The organism is Pleomorphomonas oryzae DSM 16300 (assembly GCF_000422965.1).
Lineage (GTDB): Bacteria > Pseudomonadota > Alphaproteobacteria > Rhizobiales > Pleomorphomonadaceae > Pleomorphomonas > Pleomorphomonas oryzae.
Genome location: NZ_AUHB01000001.1, coordinates 497,242 through 512,502 on the forward strand (window position 1 = coordinate 497,242; position 15,261 = coordinate 512,502).

The following is a 15,261-nucleotide window of genomic DNA, read 5'->3' on the forward strand; positions in this document are numbered from 1 at the left end:
GTAGCGCGAATATGCGGCCTTGCGTTGGAAGCGGGAGAACCTGATGTCAGCCAGCATATTGATCGTAGAAGACGAGTGGCTGATTGCCGAGGATTACGCTTCGACCTTGCATCAAGCAGGATACCGGATTGTGGGGCCATATCCTTCTGTAGAGGAGGGCATCGCTGCGGTCGACGCCGAACCGGTCGACGCTGCCTTGCTGGATATTCAGTTGCAGGATGAAATGAGCTTCCCTGTGGCCGAACGCCTGCAAGAGCGAAACATTCCCTTCGCATTTCTGAGCGGCTACAGCCGACAGCACCTGCCGCCCAAACTCGCATCCTGCGAACTCGTACCCAAGCCAGTCGCTCAAAGGACGCTTTTGGCGACCGTCAAAAAGATATGCTCGAAGGGCACGTGACGGAGCGAATAATAAAAGGGCGGCGCCGGTGGCGCCGCCAGAAATATCAATAAAGGAAGGAAGGCACGAGGCAACCACGGCCCCCTGGAAGGGGGCCGTGGCTGGGAAAGTGGTGGTTCAATGCTGGCCGCCTTTGCGACCGGCTTCCGCGGCTCGCTCGGGATCGTTCCTGAAGTTACCGCCAGACTCCTGACCGCCCTTGCGGCCGGCTTCAGCAGCCCGCTCAGGATCGTTCCGGAAGTTACCGCCGGATTCCTGACCACCCTTGCGGCCGGCTTCAGCAGCCCGCTCAGGATCGTTCTTGAAATTACCGCCGGACTCCTGGCCGCCCTTGCGACCGGCTTCGGCGGCTCGCTCAGGGTCGTTCTTGAAGTTGCCGCCGGATTCCTGGCCACCCTTGGACGCGATTTCGCGCTGCTTGCCCACATCCATCGAGGCAAAACCGCGGCGGGAGGTGTCACCAGTGCTGGTCTGTTGGTTAGGCATTGCTTTTCTCCTTATTGGGGATCTTGCTGCCTTGTTGGTAGCGAGACTCCAACCAGCCAGACGGCCAATTGTTCCGTATCTGACAATTTTTTTAATCTTTCCAAATGAAACAAATCAACCAAAGCGGACCACACAGTAACGATAAATAGAATCTTGTGGCGTCAATTTTTCCAATATAGGAACTAAATATACTTTATTTAAACCGTCCGTCTCGTCTCGTTTCTTTATATACGCACCGTCTAAACTGACAGTTCCCTTATCAATAGCATGAAGCCGCCCGTCGGGACGCTAAATCAGATGGATCTTTCGGCACCCAGCTCCGGCCAAATCGCCTACGTCGGCTTTTCCTTGGCTAGCTGTGGAACCGTGGGGATTTCGGTTGGTTTGGATAGAGTGACCTGTTCGTTGAGCCTTCCGCGAAGGCAAGCGCTGGCGATCCATTGGGTCAGGACTAACTGACGGAGACGGTTATGACCATCAAGGTGAAAGAGATCACGCCGCTCGACGACGGCCAGCATCGCGTCGAGTTCAATATGGTCGACGGAGTGACCGTTACCCTTGTTCTGCCGGCAGCCGAAGGCGGACCTGCGGCGCAGGATCCGACGAGCCGCGCCGAAGACGCGATCAAAGCGCTGTGCGAAGCGATGTCCTCGGGGCCTCGCGAAGAAATCCCGACCGCCAACGACGCCCGCGAAAACCAGGATCGTGACGCGCTTGAAGAACAGCTCGACGAAGGGCTTGAAGACAGTTTCCCGGCAAGCGATCCGGTATCAATCAGCGTGCCCTCCACTCTGCCGAAAACAACCAGCCCGAGCTAAACGATCCGGCTTCTGCCCCCCGGCAATACCGGACATTCGGCGCCTACTGGGCAACGAGAAGGAAGGCGACACCCGGCATGCCAATCCCGGATCGACATCTCGCCTGCATCAATCCACCGACCAGCAGCCTTCACGGCTCCAATTCGGACTGATGTCGCCCAAAGGTAAGGACCCGCGCGCCTTCTTGTGCGAGCAAGGCAACGGTCGCGCGACCGATACCGGTCGTGCCACCCCTAACTAGGATTCGCTTTCCTTCAATATTGACTCGATCATGCATACCATTACTCCCAAGTAAGCAAGAATCGTCCGTTGGCCGGCAATTTATAGGTAACACGATCGGACGAACTTTCCGTAGGATGAAGAACTTCGCCACCGATCGTCTTGAGCTCGATCTTGCCAAGCCGGTGGCGCTTCAACCGCACGAAGCTCAAACCGGCCAAGCAGACCTCACCGTCGTGCAGCGTGATGGTGACAGCACGTTGGCCAGTGCGCTCCAGCGTCGGCAGCAGGTGATCACAGAAAATCAGGAAGGGAGCGCCATCGACGCGATGGTTGGCACGGGTCGCGAATATGAACGCCGCGCCCGCTCCATAGATTTCCTGACCGACCTGACCGGCAGGTTGACCATCGACGTAGAGATCCTCGAGCGGGAAGGACAGCTTGCGATCGATGTGACCGTTGGCTTCGCGCTGCTTGGGAGAGAGGGCTTCGGCCGGCAAGGCATCGGGGTAATAAAACCAGGCGCGGTCAAGCGCATACTTGCAATATTCAAGCATAAGCATGCGCACGGTAGGATCAATGTCGCGCCCACCATCATCGAGATAATGCTCGAAAGCCGACAGAGAATCGAAACATTCGTAGATCGCCATGTAGGGCGCATCTTGCAGGCAGGTGACGCCAAGGAAGTTGCGGTAATGGGCCGCGTGATCGATCTCGCTTTCCCAAATTGCTGCGTTGTGAAAGAAGCTGGCGACATAAACGTAGCTCTGTTCCAGATAGACCCGTTCGTCGGTCAGGCGCCAAAGCCTAATGCACGCCGCCGCTCCCCAGGCGGTCAGGTTGGCCTGATAATTGATGTTGAAACGCAACCCGACTGCGGCGTCGATCGCCGCTCGAGCTTCGCTGAGATAACGCTCGTCGTCCGTGAGCTCGAAGGCCTGCAGCATGACCCAGGCATAGATTCCGCCAACGTCAGTCTGGCCGCGACCATCGGATCCAGCGCTTTCAGTAATGACGCTGAAGTCCGTGATCTTGTACTGGACAGGCCATTTATACTTGAAGTGATGCGCCGTGTTGATCCCAAACTCGATGGACTTCATCAGCAGGTCTCGAGCTTGCTCGTCGCCGTCCAGCGCCAGAAGGCCGAGATTGAGCATAGGGTGATAAAGGTACCAGCTGTCGACCGCATCGGCATCCTTGTCGTCCCCGACATTCGGCAAATAGCGGCGCAGTGATTTGAGCTTGGGATCGTAGAACTTCTCCAGCCCAGCCTTGAACTCGGCTTCGAGTGGGGGCGCTTCACCGCACCATTTTCCCCACTCATGGATCGCCTCGACGACCGACATCTGCACCATGATGTCTGGATATTCGGCGGCCGTGTAGGGATGAATGTATCGATGGCCATAGTGCTTGATGGTCGCCTCAGGCGCTTCATCAAGGTCAAGCAGGGTACGTTCAGCGCGTTCGATCCAGTCACGGTACGCGGGATCTGGCCGTTCAATCAGCCGATAAGCGACCCCAAGCATCTTGACGAACCGCAGAGCGGATTCCCGTTCGTGCGGCGGAACATCGTGGCAGAACACCACTATGGCGTCGGAGAGCGTAACCTCCACGCCGGCCTCCAATGCATCGGTCGGCGGCGTTCCGCTCTGGGTCGGCGTCGGAATGAGATAGCCGAGCTCGGGCCACAAGCCGCCGACGGCTCCGTCTGGCTTGGTTTTCGTCGCGCGGAAGTAATCGTTCATTGCAGTCAGGTTCTGAAAATACAGAACTGAACCGAAACGCGGCTCGTTGGCGTGAAAATACAAGAGACCGCTGTTGAGGCCGCGCTGGCCGGCCTCCACATGACCCTTAACTCGCAGAGGATCGTCGTTGTTGTCGAGAGGATAGACATCGCGCGGCACGAACGGGAAGAGCATTGGCACGGCGGGTGTGAACCGCACCGTCAGCCGCAAATACTCGAAGCCATCATTGCCGGTTCGGAACGTAACGATGTGTTCGCCAAGCGAGCTGCGGATCTTTAGCTTTGCCGCCTCGTCAGCTTTGGCTTTCAACTCGGTACAGGTAAACTCGCCGGTCAGATAAGCGGCTCGCAATGCAAGCCCGCCCTGCCCCTTGCGGCGGACGAAAGCCCATACGGAGTCCATGGAGGTCCGAAGCTCGACATCCAGATCTCCCAGAGGAAAGCGGGCAACGGACTTGCCGGTGTCCTCATGGGTTGCCTGTCGAACCCCGAGCACATAGGGGCTCACGCCGGCGACATCAGGATTGAGCGCAAGTGTCGACATTCTGTTCCTCATTACTCGTTGACCCTGGCAAAGAGAGAACAGAATCCCGGCGCGCTTGTTCCAGGCTTCCGAGATGTTTCACCGGCTCGCGACTTTTCCTGGCGACTCCGGGCGCAATCGTCGTTCCGCCCGTTTTGTCTATGCTCGATCACGACGAGCCGATAGCGCGCGCCTGTCTGAGATCTTCCACGAAGGCCTTGAAGGCAGCGTGCTTGGCCTCGGAGTCCGGAATACGCAGGAGATAGGAGGGGTGGACGGTCAGGAAGCCACGTCTGTTGCCGAAGGCCATTGGCCCGCGTTCCCGCATGACGGCGACCGAGCGTTCGGCGAGGGCAAGTCCGGCCGTCGCGCCGAGCGCGACGATCACGGAAGGCTGGACCAGATCGATCTCGCGCCAGAGCCACCAACGCTGATGAACGACCTCGCCCGTGCTGGGCTTGCGGTGAATCCGTCGCTTGCCACGCTCGACGAAGTGGAACTGCTTCACCGCATTGGTCATATAGCATTTCCGCCGGTCGATCTTCGCCTCGGCGAGGGCGCGATCGAGCAGGCGGCCGGCCGGCCCGACGAACGGCCGTCCTTCGCGGTCTTCGGCATCGCCTGGTTGCTCCCCGACGAAGGCTATGATGGCAGATATAGGCCCCTCGCCCGGCACGATGGCGCCGACGCCAGCATCAGCTGGGAACTCCCGCCGCATGGCTTCGTTGAGCTCTTCGATCGAGGCAAAGTCCTGTTCGGTCATCGTCGCGCCTCAGGAACGGCCGCTCTTGCCAATAGCTGGCCGGCGCTTCGGTGAACTCATAGTAGCAAGAGACGGTTCCCCTCAGGATCGAGGTGGGTCGTGTCACCATGCCACTCAACCCCGAGCTCGCGCATGATTGCCAGCGCGTCGTCCGGGGCACGAAGCCCATCGGTATTGTCGAAGAACAGGAAGACGTCCCGTGGCTGATTCGGCGCCCTTCTGTCGCCGACGAAGTCACCGTCATCCATCGGCTCGCCGTGCGACCAGGCGGCGACGCGCCGCGCCCAGCGTTGGCGTTCGGCCTCGTCGTAGCCGGATCTATAGAGATCGCGGGAGCCATGCAGACGGCAATAGACGAAGTCCGATGTCACATCCATCAGCAGCGGCCATTCCACCGTATCGGCGCAGACCAGCGCGACATTGTGCTCACGCAACAGGTCGATGAAGGCCGGGTTTCGGAAACTGTTGTGGCGGATCTCCAGCGCATATCGCATGGGCTGTTTGGCGGGGCGTATCGCATCCGGATCGCGGACGTGATCATCGTGCCTCATCGCCATATCGGTCGCTGCGTCTGTATCCTTCGGAAGCAGAGCCAGAAAGTCCCGGATGCGCTCGAAGTCGAAATGAAAACTGGGAGGAAACTGCCAGAGGATGGGACCGAGCTTCGTGCCGAGCCGCAACGGACCAGAGGCGAAGAAGTTGGCTAGCGGCGCTTCGACATCCTTCAGCCGTTTGACGTGCGTGATAAAGCGCGGCCCCTTGACGGCGAACAGAAAGTCGGTGGGCGTGTCGGCAGCCCAACGGTCGAAGGTGCGCGGCTTTTGCAAACCGTAGAAGGTGCCGTTGATTTCCAGCGACGAAAAGCGCGATGCGGCATAGGCCAGCTCCTGACTCTGCCGCAGCCCCTTCGGATAGAAGTGACCGCGCCAGGGCGAATAGGTCCAGCCCGACAGGCCGATGCGAATGATGCCGACGTTGGAGCGCATGCCGCCTCCCAAGTTACCCTTGGGAGAACGCGAGGTTCGGAAGCGGGTTCCTCAGGGGCTCTGCAGGGGGCTCAATCGCCGAGGCCGAGATCACTGAGATCGGGGCCAAGCGGCACGATGCGTTGCGGGTTGAGGGCCTTCATCGAGTAGTAGCCGTGCTTGATGTGATCGATGCTGACCGTCTCCCGAACGTCGGGAATGGCAAGGACCCGCTTCAAATAGCCGCTGAGCCCTGGATAATCGGCGATGCGGCGGAGGTTGCACTTGAAAAGGCCGTGATAGGCGGCGTCGAAGCGGATCAGCGTGACGAACAGTCGGACGTCGGTCTCGGTGAGACGCTCGCCATGCAGGAAAGAACGGCCATCGGCGAGCCGTGCTTCCAGCTCATCGAGCATGTCGAACACGTCGGCGAAGGCTTCCTCATAGGCTACCTGCGTGATGGCAAAGCCCGCCCGGTAGACACCGTTGTTGAGGCGCGGATAGATGCGGTCATTGAGCGCGTCGATCTCGGCTGCGAGACCGGCTGGATAAAGATCGAAGTCAGAGGTCGCAAGCTCGCCGAAGCCGGAGTTGAGCATCCTCAGGATATCGGCCGACTCGTTGTTGACGATGGTGCCAAGCCGCCTATCCCAGAGCACCGGCACGGTAGCGCGACCGGTAAAATGCGGGTCAGCCTTGGTATAGATCTCATGGAGATAGGTAGCGCCGTTGACGGTGTCGGGCGTGGAGCCGGGATAGTCGCCGAAACGCCAGCCTTCGTCAGAAATCATCGGTTCGACGATCGACAGCGAGATGACTTCCTCAAGGCCTTTCAACTTGCGCCCGATCAGCGTGCGCGATGCCCAAGGGCAAATCAGCGCGACATAAAGGTGATAACGGCCTGCCTCGGCCGCAAAGCCCGCCTCGCCGGTCGGCCCGGCTGCGCCGTCGGGCGTCACCCAGTTGCGGAAACTCGACGTCTGGCGAACGAAACCGCCCTTTTCATCGGTCTTCTGTACCGGCTTCCATTCCGCAGTCCATTTACCGTCGACAAGCATGACGCCCTCCCCTGACCAGGTGCGCGAGCGCAGTCCGTGCGCACCGAGCCATCGCCACAGCCGGCGGCGATATGATGACGATAACGACCCGCTGGAATCAAGGTTCCGTGGCATCGCCCGACGGACTAGGCCTTGGCCGCGGCCTAACCTGTCATCGACCTGTAACGATCGCCGTCTATCGGAAGAGACCAAGACAGGACCAGTTACAGGGGCGTTTGCACAGCTGTGCATCGCGGGGACAATGAGCGCAGACGCCTATCTCAATCTTCAGAAGATCAGTGCCGGCTATGGCCGGACCCAGGTGCTGCAAGACATTGACCTTGCGATTGGCAAGGGCGAGTTCGTCGCCTTGCTCGGCGCTTCGGGCTGCGGCAAGACGACGTTGCTGCGGACGATCGCCGGCTTTGCCCTCCCGAGTGCCGGCAGCGTCCGCGTCGGCGATCGCGACGTCACTCGTCTGCCGCCGGACAAGCGCGGCATGGCCATGGTCTTCCAGTCCTATGCCCTCTGGCCACACATGACGGCGGCGCGCAACATCGGCTACGGCTTGCGCCTCAAGGGCTGGCGGCGCGAGGCGATCGCCACCCGGGTTGCCGAGATGGAAGCGCTGCTCGGCCTCGGTGGTCTGAGCGGTCGCAAGCCCTCGGAACTGTCGGGAGGCCAGCGCCAGCGCGTGGCGCTCGGCCGAGCGCTGGCCGTCGATCCGGACATCCTGCTGCTCGACGAGCCGCTCTCCAACCTCGACGCCCGCATTCGCCTGACGGTGCGCCACGAGATCCGGGCCCTGCAGCAGCGCCTTGGCATCACCACCATTCACGTCACGCACGATCGCGAGGAAGCCATGGTGATGGCCGATCGCATCGTCATCCTCGACAAGGGCCGCATCGCCCAGCTCGGCACGCCCGAGGCGATCTACACCCGACCAGCGTCGGCCTTCGTCGCCGCCTTCATGGGTGCCGAAAACGTCGTGCATCTCGATGGCGCCTGTTCGGGTCATCGCGTCGATATCGCTCCCGGGCCACTCAACAAGGCGGCCAGCCTCACGCTCGACCGGCCAGCGCCGCCGAGCGGCAAGCTGGAAGCGCGCTTCCGATCCGAGCGACTGCAACTGAGACGCCTCGCGGCTCCCTCTTCCGATACCGGCACCGCCATCGAACTAATCGGCCGCGTCGAGGCCGTCGTCTATCCCGGCGGCGAGTGGCGCCACACCGTCCGCATCGGTGAGAGCTCAGTGCTCGTCGATGGCCCTGAGGCCCTGCCGCCGGACACCGACGTGATCGTCCGGGTACCAACGACCAGCCTTTTCCTGTTTGCCGCGTCGGCCGCTCTGCCGATCGGCTCGCCATCCGCAGCCGACGATCGCTCGCCGGTTCGGGACAGACTGACCGCCTGACAACCAAAAGCTGACCCAAAAAATCTGACCCAAAAAATCTGACCATTGAGATCGGAGACGCGTCATGAACAAGCTGTTGCTCAATTCCGCGATGGCGCTAGCCATCGTCGCCTCGCCGGCCGGCGCCGCCGAGCTGACCGTGATCACCGCCGGCGACCAGAACATGGTCGACTACATCAACAACTACCTCGGTCCGCTGTTCGAACAGCAGAATCCGGGCAACACGGTGCGCGCCGTCGGTACCGGCCCGGGCGATGCCGGCTCGCAGAAGATCCTCGAGCGCTTCGATGCGCAGGCCAAGGCCGGCACCGCCACCTGGGATACCGACGTCGCCGTCGTCCACGAGAAGTTCGCCGGTCCGATGGTGCAAGCCGGCTACCTCGAGGCCTATCGCGACAAGATCGCCACCGGCAAGCTGGTGACCCGTGCCAACGCCGACAACGCCCTGGGCACCGAGGTCAAGGGCTACGTCATGCCGATGTTCAACAGCCAGACAGCCATTGCCTACAACCCGGCGCTGGTGCCGAACCCGCCCAAGAGCTACGCCGAAATCGCCGAGTGGGCGAAGGCCCATCCCGGCCAGTTCGGCTACAATGGCATCAAGGGTGGTGCCTCGGGCGTCAGCTTCGTGATGGGCTGGGTCTACGCCTTCTCCGGCAGCGATGCCCAGAAGCTGATGTACGGCCCGTTCGACAAGGCCGAGGAAGCCAAGTGGGACGGCGCCCTTCAGAGCCTGAAGGAATTCACCAAGTCGGCGACGCTGACGCCGGGCAATGCCGGCACGCTCGACCTGCTGTCGCGCGGCGAGATCGCCCTGGGCCCGGTGTGGGTCGACATGTTCTATTCCTGGCAGGCCGACGGCCGTCTGCCGCCCGACCTGAAGCTGCTGCTGCCCGCCCCCGGCATGCCCGGCCAGCCGATGCACTACGTCGTTCCGGCCAAGGCGCCGAACAAGGACCTCGCCGAGAAGTTCGTCGAGCTGGCCACCTCGCCGAAGGTGCAGGCCGAGGGCATCGTCAAGAAGTTCAACTGGTATCCGGGCATCGACGCCGACAAGGTGAAGGCCGAACTCGACGACGCCACCTGGAACAAGCTGTTCGTCGATATCACCCCGGCCGACCTCGCCCAGAAGGGCAAGCCGTTCCCGCTCGCTCCGTACAACACGGCCATCCTTGAGGCCTATGAGGCCAAGGTCGCCAACTGATCGGCCCAAACATAAGGGACTGCCCAGCCTTGCCGGGCGGTCCCATTTTCCTTGCAAAATCTGGACAAGCCGATGACACGTCTTCTCGGCCCACTGCTGATCTCGCCGGCGCTGATCGTCATCCTTCTTCTCTTCATGGTACCGCTCGCCGCCTCGGTGATCGGCGCTTTCGAGGTGGAAGGCGCTTACGGCCTCGGCAACTTCACCAAGGCCTATGATTTCTATACGCAGGATATCGTCTTCACGGCGGTGATCGTCGGCCTGTCGACTGCGTTGACCGGCCTGCTTGCCATCGCCATCGGCGGCTATCTGACGCTCGGCGAGAACGCCACCGCTGTCGCCATTCTGCGTTGGCTTTATCGCTGGCCGATGTTCATTCCATTCATCGTCGTCGGCCAGGTGCTGCGCACCTTTCTTGCCAAGAGCGGCCTCTTCAACTCGACACTGGTCGCCTTCGGCCTGCTCGACCCGCTGACCGCCACCAGCTATCTCGACTGGCGCGGTGTCGTCGTCGCCTTCGTCTGGAAGCAGACGCCTTTTGTGGCCTTGATGGTCTCAGGAGCCATGGCGTCGCTCGACCGCGGCACCATCGAGGCAGCCCGTAATCTCGGCGCCTCGCGTCTGCGCATTCTCGTTGAGATCGTCGTACCGCAGGTGACGACCACGCTGCTGGTCGGCCTTGTCCTGTCCTTCGTCACCATGATGGGCGTGCTGTCGGTGCCGCTGATGATCAACGCCCAGGCGCCAACCATGATCACCGCCGACATCGCCTTCCGCCTCAGCACCTACCGCGACTATGGCGTCGCCAACGCGCTCGGCCTGATCTCGCTCGCCATCAGCGCCGTCGCTGCCTGGTTCTACCTCCGCGTCAACATGAGGCAGGGCCGATGAGTGCACCCTCAGCTTCCCTCGCCCCACGTCGCGATTTAGAACTCTCCAACCTCATCTGGTGGCTGCCGCGTGCCGCCATCCTCGGCGGCCTGGCTTTCGTGATCTTCGGCCCGCTCGTGAACATGCTAATCTGGACGGTGGCCGAACGCTGGTATTTCCCGCATACCCTGCCGCTCGACTACGGTTTCAGCTATTGGGGCCGGGTGTTCGCGCCGCGCGGCAACGCCGTGCAATCGCTCGTCGCCTCGATCAGCATCGCCTTCTTTACCGTGGCTGGATCGCTGGCGCTCGCCATTCCCGCCGGCTATGCGCTCGCCCGGTTGAAGCTGCCGCTGAGGGGCTTGATCCTCCTCGCCTTCCTGCTACCGCAGGCCTTTCCCAACCTGCCCGTCTACGTCAACATCGCCCGGCTGTTCTACGAGATCCGTCTCAATGGCACCGTCCTCGGCGTCGTGCTGGTGCATGTGACGCATGGCCTCGTCTATGCCGTGTGGATCGCCGCCGCCGCCTTCTCGGCCGTCGATCGCGACCTGGAGTTGGCCGCCCGCAATCTCGGTGCCTCCGGCCTCAAGGCCTTCGTCGACGTGACGTTGCCACTCGCCGCGCCGGGTTTGATGGCGAGTGCCATCTTCGTCTTCCTGGAGTCACTCGACGAGTTCACGGGCAGCTATTTCGTCGGTGCCCCCGACGTGACGACGTTGCCGCTCTTGCTCTACTCGGCCGGCTCTGGCGGCAATTATCAGATCGCCTCGATCACCGCGCTCTTGCTGCTCGTTCCGTCGATCGCCTTCATGCTGGTGGTAGAAAAGTTCCTGCGCGCCGATGTGCTCGCCAAGGTGGGACAGTAGGTTTCCGCCATGACAGAAGATGCTACCGGCAGACAACAGTCCGCCCCCCGCTTCGTGAGCGCCCGCGACGTTGCCGAGCTCGCCGGCGTGTCGCGATCGGCCGTTTCCCGCGCTTTTACGCCAGGCGCCTCCGTGGCACCGGAAACGCGCGACAAGATCATGACCGCCGCTGCCCGTCTCGGCTATCAGGTCAACGATCTCGCCCGCGGGTTGCTGGCCAATCGCAGCCGCATCGTCGGCCTGGTCGCCACCAAACCGGAAGTCGGCTTCCGCGCCCATCTCACCGCCGCGCTGGCGGCCGTGCTGATCCGTCGCGGTTCGGTGCCGGTGCTGATCAATGTCGGGGAAACGGCGGAGGAGACCGAGGCGGCGCAACGCACGCTGTTCGGCCATCGTGCCGAAGCGGTGATCGTGTTGTCTGGATCGCCGCCGTCCTCCTTCATCGAACTCGCCAAATCCAACGGCCTGCCGCTTGTCGCTATCGGCCGCGAGGCGCCGGAAATAGACCTGGTCCAGACCGACAACGTTGGTGCGGCACGCACGATCGCCGCCGCCTTCATCGCGACCGGACACTGCCGTCTCGCCCTCGCCGGATCGGAGAGCGGCACGCCGGCCATTGTCGAGCGCGAACACGCCTTCGTCGATGAAGCCACCCTTCTCGGCGCCACGGTGGCCGTGGCTCGTGGTCCCGACACCGACTATTCCGGCGGACTTCAGGCCGCTGCGCAGCTGTTTGCCGCCGGCGAACGGCCGACCGCCGTCTTCGCCGTCAACGACCTCGTAGCCTTCGCGCTGATAGATCACTTGAAAACGCGGCTGGGCCTGCGTGTCCCCTGGGACGTCGCGGTGGTCGGCTTCGACGATCTGCCCGAGGCCGCCTGGCTCGGCTACCGCCTCACCACCTTTCGGCAGGATCCGATGGAGATGGCGGAGCGGGCCGTGGCGCTTCTCGAGGAAAGGGCGTCCGTTCCCACGGCCTCTCCCGTGAGCCTGCGCCTGGCTGCAAAGCTGAGGGTGCGCGACACCTTCCGCCCGGCGGACCAAATTTCCGAAGCCTACCGACCTAATCCTTGAGGAAACGGCATGAAACTCATTCAGCTCACCGATCCCCATTTATGCGGGCGTGGCGAACTGGTCTGCGGGCGTGACCCGGCGAAGAGCCTGACAGCGGCGGTCGCCGACATCAACCGTCACCATGCCGATGCCGATCTCGTCATCATCACGGGCGATCTGTCGGACGACGGCTCGCCTCAGTCCTATCGCCTGCTCGCCGAGATCATCGTCCCCTTGGTTCCGCCGGCCCGTCTGTTGCTCGGCAATCACGACGACCGAAGCGCGTTCCGCAGCGTTTTTCAGGATGCGCCGGCTGACGACGATTTCATCCAATCGGTCATGAACATAGGCGATCATCGGTTGGTGTTCCTCGACACGCTGGACGAGGGCGCCGTCGCTGGCCGGCTCTGCGAGCGCCGTCTCGCTTGGCTCGATCGCTGTCTTGCGGAGAAGACTGGCCCGGCGCTCGTCTTCATGCACCATCCGCCGTTCGATATCGGCATGCCACCGCTCGACGGCGTGAAGCTCGCCGATCCCCGGGTGTTTGCCGATCTCCTTCGCCGACACGGCAACGTCCGCCATATCTTCGCCGGTCACGTTCATCGTCTTTGCTCGGGCACTTGGAACGGCATCGCCTTCAACACCGGACGCAGCACCAATCACCAGACCGCGCCTCTGTTCGGTGCCAAGGACTTTGCCGTTGGCTTCGATGCGCCGGCCTACAATGTGATTCTGACGGATGGGGCAGACATCACTGTTCACGCCCAGGAAATCGCCTGAGCGGCCGATGTGGCCGTAAGTGACCACGGCGCGGCGATGATGGCAAACATCGGCATCTATCGCGCGCCATAGTCGAGACCGCGACTTTTCAAAGGCAGCATCTGCTAACCGCGACGCCCGAGCCGTTTCGCGGACGGATGCGTTTATGCGCGGTTTGGGTTCTGCGCGAACGATCCGGTGATCTGCGTAGACCTCTCCGACCTCTTGTTCCCTTTGGATATCGGTCTGAAAAGGCTGAGCTATCCCGGCGGATTCGAAACGATCAATATGTTATCAAAAATCTGATTGACATTGATCGATATCTGGATCCTAATCCGACGTACGATCACAAAGGATCACAGCATGAAGGACGACCGCCTGTCGGCCATCCGCCACTACCTCTTCGAAAAGACCTCCGCTTCGATCCATGAGATCGCAGAGGCGGTTGGCGCGTCGCTGCCGACCGTGCGGCGCGATCTGCTCACGCTCGAAACGGAGGGCGCGATCCACCGCACGCATGGCGGCGCCCGCATTGCCGATTCCGCCGGCATCGAGGCGGCCTTCGAGGTCCGTGAGCAAACCTGCATTGCCGCCAAGCGGGCGATCGGCCTTGCTGCCTATGAAGAGCTCCAGCCGGACATGTCGGTGTTTCTCGATGCCGGCACCACGGTGCTGCAGGTCGCCCGCCGTATCCGCATGAATCCGCTGCCGATTTCCGTATTCACCAACTGTCTGGCCGTGGCGCAGGTGCTGACCGACATCCGCGACGTCCAGGTGACGCTGCTCGGCGGTCGCCTCCGCTCGCGCAACGCCTCGGTGCTGGGCGCGCTGGCCGAGAGCATGCTGGAACGACTTTGGTTCGATCAGCTGTTTCTCGGTGCCAGCACGGTGGGCGACGACGGCTGCACCTACACGATGGATGAGGACGAAGCACGCCTCAACGAAAAGATGATCACCCGGGCGGCGCGGACCACCGTTCTCGCCGACGCCAGCAAGTTCGGTCCGCGCGCCACCTACAAGGTGACGCCGCTCGACGAACGGCTCGACCTGATCACCGACGATAGCCTTACCCCTCAGTGGCTCGACAAGCTCGCCCGTGCCGGCTGCCGGACGCGGACGGTCAGCCTCGATGCCGATGAGGCCACGGAACTGGACGGAGACGCGGCATGAGCGGTCTCGTCCTCGGCGTCGACAGCGGCGGCACCAAGACCGTCGCGATCTTGGTAGCGCCGGACGCCAGCATCGCCTCGTTACGGCATCTGCCGAGCCTCGACCCGACCGGCGAGGGCGACTGGGCGGCTGAGATAGCTGCGCTTGCCGCTACCGTCGGCGACGCCGACCTTCAGGCCTCGGCCTTCGGCCTGCCGTTTCACGGCGAGGTCGACGAATACAGCGCGGCGCAGATCGCTGCCGTCCGGCTGCATTTTCCGCAGAAGCCCATCGTCGAGAATGACGTTCGCATCGCCTTCGACGGCGCCTTTGCCTGCGGGGCCGGTGCTCTCATCCTGGCTGGCACCGGCTCGATGGCCTGGGCTAGCCTTGGCGAAGCTGACAGCCCGCATATCCGGGTCGGCGGCTGGGGCGACATCTTCGGCGACGAGGGCAGCGCCTATTGGCTCGGCCGCGAAGTGCTGATGCTGCTGGCACGCCATATTGACGGTCGCGAACCGTCGCCAGCTTTCGCCGAGGGGATGTTCGCTGCCATGGGCATCAAGCCGGACCAACTGATGGTCTGGTGCTACGGGCTCGAAAGCCGCCGTTCAGGCATTGCCGGCTTGGCTCGCCACGTAACGGCTCTTGCCGTCAAGGGCGACAAGGTAGCCGGTCGGCTGCTCGACCGCGCCGCCGCCGAGCTCTCCGAACAGCTTGTCGTCGCCTGGCGCCGTTGCGGCGGCATGGCGCCTATCCGCTGGAGCTATGCCGGCGGGGTGTTCAACGCCGCCGGGATATTGGACCGGATGACGGTGCGCCTCGGCACATCGCCATCATCGCCGCGTCTGCCGCCCGTTGGCGGCGCGGCGCTCAGGGCAGCCCGGCTCGCCGGCTGGGCTGTTGATGACGCTTGGGTCGACCGTTTGGGCGCCGCCCTCCGGATGACTCTCGCCTGAAAGGCAATCTGACCAAGAAGGGGAACGAT

Annotated in this window: 15 protein-coding genes; 10 read left to right on the plus strand and 5 right to left on the minus strand. The window is 62.3% G+C overall.

All coding sequences use genetic code 11. The features are described from left to right. Nucleotides 1-43: 43 nt before the first annotated feature. Nucleotides 44-400 carry a response regulator gene (locus tag G522_RS0102325; RefSeq protein ID WP_026789673.1) on the plus strand — a complete coding sequence of 119 codons (357 nt, stop codon included), beginning with the start codon at nt 44-46 and terminating at the stop codon, nt 398-400. 117 nt (nt 401-517) lie between these two features. Here G522_RS0102325 and G522_RS30725 read toward each other — a convergent pair whose 3' ends face one another. Next, complete coding sequence (locus G522_RS30725; RefSeq protein WP_026789674.1) at nt 518-886, minus strand: con-10 family general stress protein; 369 nt, start codon at nt 884-886, stop codon at nt 518-520. Nucleotides 887-1,356: 470 nt separating this feature from the next. On the opposite strand from G522_RS30725, the gene G522_RS25190 reads away from it, so the two are divergent. After that, the gene (locus G522_RS25190) at nt 1,357-1,704 is read left to right on the plus strand and encodes a hypothetical protein (RefSeq protein ID WP_036837618.1); all 348 of its coding nucleotides are present in this window, start codon (nt 1,357-1,359) and stop codon (nt 1,702-1,704) included. Between the two features lie 281 nt (nt 1,705-1,985). Here the strand turns inward: G522_RS25190 and G522_RS25195 are convergent, their stop codons facing one another. From G522_RS25195 to G522_RS0102355, 4 genes are all read right to left on the minus strand, one after another. Further along, entirely contained in the window at nt 1,986-4,211 is a 2,226-nt protein-coding gene (locus G522_RS25195) for a hypothetical protein (protein ID WP_051228114.1), read from the minus strand. 148 nt (nt 4,212-4,359) lie between these two features. Continuing rightward, nucleotides 4,360-4,953, minus strand: coding sequence for a UdgX family uracil-DNA binding protein (locus G522_RS25200; protein WP_051228117.1), 594 nt, complete (start codon nt 4,951-4,953; stop codon nt 4,360-4,362). Between the two features lie 56 nt (nt 4,954-5,009). Beyond that, on the minus strand, nt 5,010-5,939 hold the full coding sequence (locus G522_RS25205) for a DUF72 domain-containing protein (protein WP_051228120.1): 930 nt from the start codon (nt 5,937-5,939) through the stop codon (nt 5,010-5,012). A gap of 71 nt (nt 5,940-6,010) precedes the next feature. Then, nucleotides 6,011-6,976, minus strand: coding sequence for a glutathione S-transferase family protein (locus G522_RS0102355; protein WP_036837620.1), 966 nt, complete (start codon nt 6,974-6,976; stop codon nt 6,011-6,013). A 241-nt stretch (nt 6,977-7,217) separates the two neighbouring features. Here G522_RS0102355 and G522_RS25210 point away from each other — a divergent pair, with 241 nt between their 5' ends. From G522_RS25210 to G522_RS25225, 8 genes are all read left to right on the plus strand, one after another. After that, the gene (locus tag G522_RS25210) at nt 7,218-8,369 is read left to right on the plus strand and encodes an ABC transporter ATP-binding protein (protein WP_051228123.1); all 1,152 of its coding nucleotides are present in this window, start codon (nt 7,218-7,220) and stop codon (nt 8,367-8,369) included. A 64-nt stretch (nt 8,370-8,433) separates the two neighbouring features. After that, nucleotides 8,434-9,573 (plus strand): ABC transporter substrate-binding protein, encoded by a 1,140-nt coding sequence (locus G522_RS0102365; protein ID WP_210162873.1) that lies wholly within the window; start codon nt 8,434-8,436, stop codon nt 9,571-9,573. A 72-nt stretch (nt 9,574-9,645) separates the two neighbouring features. Then, nucleotides 9,646-10,464, plus strand: a complete 819-nt coding sequence (locus G522_RS0102370; RefSeq protein ID WP_026789677.1) for an ABC transporter permease — start codon at nt 9,646-9,648, stop codon at nt 10,462-10,464. Beyond that, nucleotides 10,461-11,312 carry an ABC transporter permease gene (locus tag G522_RS0102375; protein ID WP_051228126.1) on the plus strand — a complete coding sequence of 284 codons (852 nt, stop codon included), beginning with the start codon at nt 10,461-10,463 and terminating at the stop codon, nt 11,310-11,312. The genes G522_RS0102370 and G522_RS0102375 overlap by 4 nt, the downstream gene beginning before the upstream one ends. A 9-nt stretch (nt 11,313-11,321) precedes the next feature. Further along, complete coding sequence (locus G522_RS0102380) at nt 11,322-12,386, plus strand: LacI family DNA-binding transcriptional regulator (protein ID WP_026789679.1); 1,065 nt, start codon at nt 11,322-11,324, stop codon at nt 12,384-12,386. Nucleotides 12,387-12,395: 9 nt separating this feature from the next. Beyond that, on the plus strand, nt 12,396-13,145 hold the full coding sequence (locus G522_RS25215) for a phosphodiesterase (protein ID WP_036837622.1): 750 nt from the start codon (nt 12,396-12,398) through the stop codon (nt 13,143-13,145). Between the two features lie 324 nt (nt 13,146-13,469). Continuing rightward, the gene (locus G522_RS25220; RefSeq protein ID WP_084632678.1) at nt 13,470-14,294 is read left to right on the plus strand and encodes a DeoR/GlpR family DNA-binding transcription regulator; all 825 of its coding nucleotides are present in this window, start codon (nt 13,470-13,472) and stop codon (nt 14,292-14,294) included. Continuing rightward, nucleotides 14,291-15,232 (plus strand): N-acetylglucosamine kinase, encoded by a 942-nt coding sequence (locus G522_RS25225; RefSeq protein ID WP_036837625.1) that lies wholly within the window; start codon nt 14,291-14,293, stop codon nt 15,230-15,232. Before G522_RS25220 ends, G522_RS25225 begins: the two co-directional genes overlap by 4 nt. Nucleotides 15,233-15,261 lie beyond the last annotated feature (29 nt).

What these genes read in the sequence shown, in the direction of transcription:
- G522_RS0102380 (WP_026789679.1), top strand. Translation starts at nt 11,322, where the DNA reads ATGACAGAAGATGCTACCGGCAGACAACAGTCCGCCCCCCGCTTCGTG.
- G522_RS25215 (WP_036837622.1), top strand. Translation starts at nt 12,396, where the DNA reads ATGAAACTCATTCAGCTCACCGATCCCCATTTATGCGGGCGTGGCGAA.
- G522_RS25225 (WP_036837625.1), top strand. Translation starts at nt 14,291, where the DNA reads ATGAGCGGTCTCGTCCTCGGCGTCGACAGCGGCGGCACCAAGACCGTC.
- G522_RS0102375 (WP_051228126.1), top strand. Translation starts at nt 10,461, where the DNA reads ATGAGTGCACCCTCAGCTTCCCTCGCCCCACGTCGCGATTTAGAACTC.
- G522_RS25200 (WP_051228117.1), bottom strand. Translation starts at nt 4,953, where the DNA reads ATGACCGAACAGGACTTTGCCTCGATCGAAGAGCTCAACGAAGCCATG.
- G522_RS0102325 (WP_026789673.1), top strand. Translation starts at nt 44, where the DNA reads ATGTCAGCCAGCATATTGATCGTAGAAGACGAGTGGCTGATTGCCGAG.
- G522_RS0102355 (WP_036837620.1), bottom strand. Translation starts at nt 6,976, where the DNA reads ATGCTTGTCGACGGTAAATGGACTGCGGAATGGAAGCCGGTACAGAAG.
- G522_RS25210 (WP_051228123.1), top strand. Translation starts at nt 7,218, where the DNA reads ATGAGCGCAGACGCCTATCTCAATCTTCAGAAGATCAGTGCCGGCTAT.
- G522_RS30725 (WP_026789674.1), bottom strand. Translation starts at nt 886, where the DNA reads ATGCCTAACCAACAGACCAGCACTGGTGACACCTCCCGCCGCGGTTTT.
- G522_RS0102365 (WP_210162873.1), top strand. Translation starts at nt 8,434, where the DNA reads ATGAACAAGCTGTTGCTCAATTCCGCGATGGCGCTAGCCATCGTCGCC.
- G522_RS25195 (WP_051228114.1), bottom strand. Translation starts at nt 4,211, where the DNA reads ATGTCGACACTTGCGCTCAATCCTGATGTCGCCGGCGTGAGCCCCTAT.
- G522_RS25190 (WP_036837618.1), top strand. Translation starts at nt 1,357, where the DNA reads ATGACCATCAAGGTGAAAGAGATCACGCCGCTCGACGACGGCCAGCAT.
- G522_RS0102370 (WP_026789677.1), top strand. Translation starts at nt 9,646, where the DNA reads ATGACACGTCTTCTCGGCCCACTGCTGATCTCGCCGGCGCTGATCGTC.
- G522_RS25205 (WP_051228120.1), bottom strand. Translation starts at nt 5,939, where the DNA reads ATGCGCTCCAACGTCGGCATCATTCGCATCGGCCTGTCGGGCTGGACC.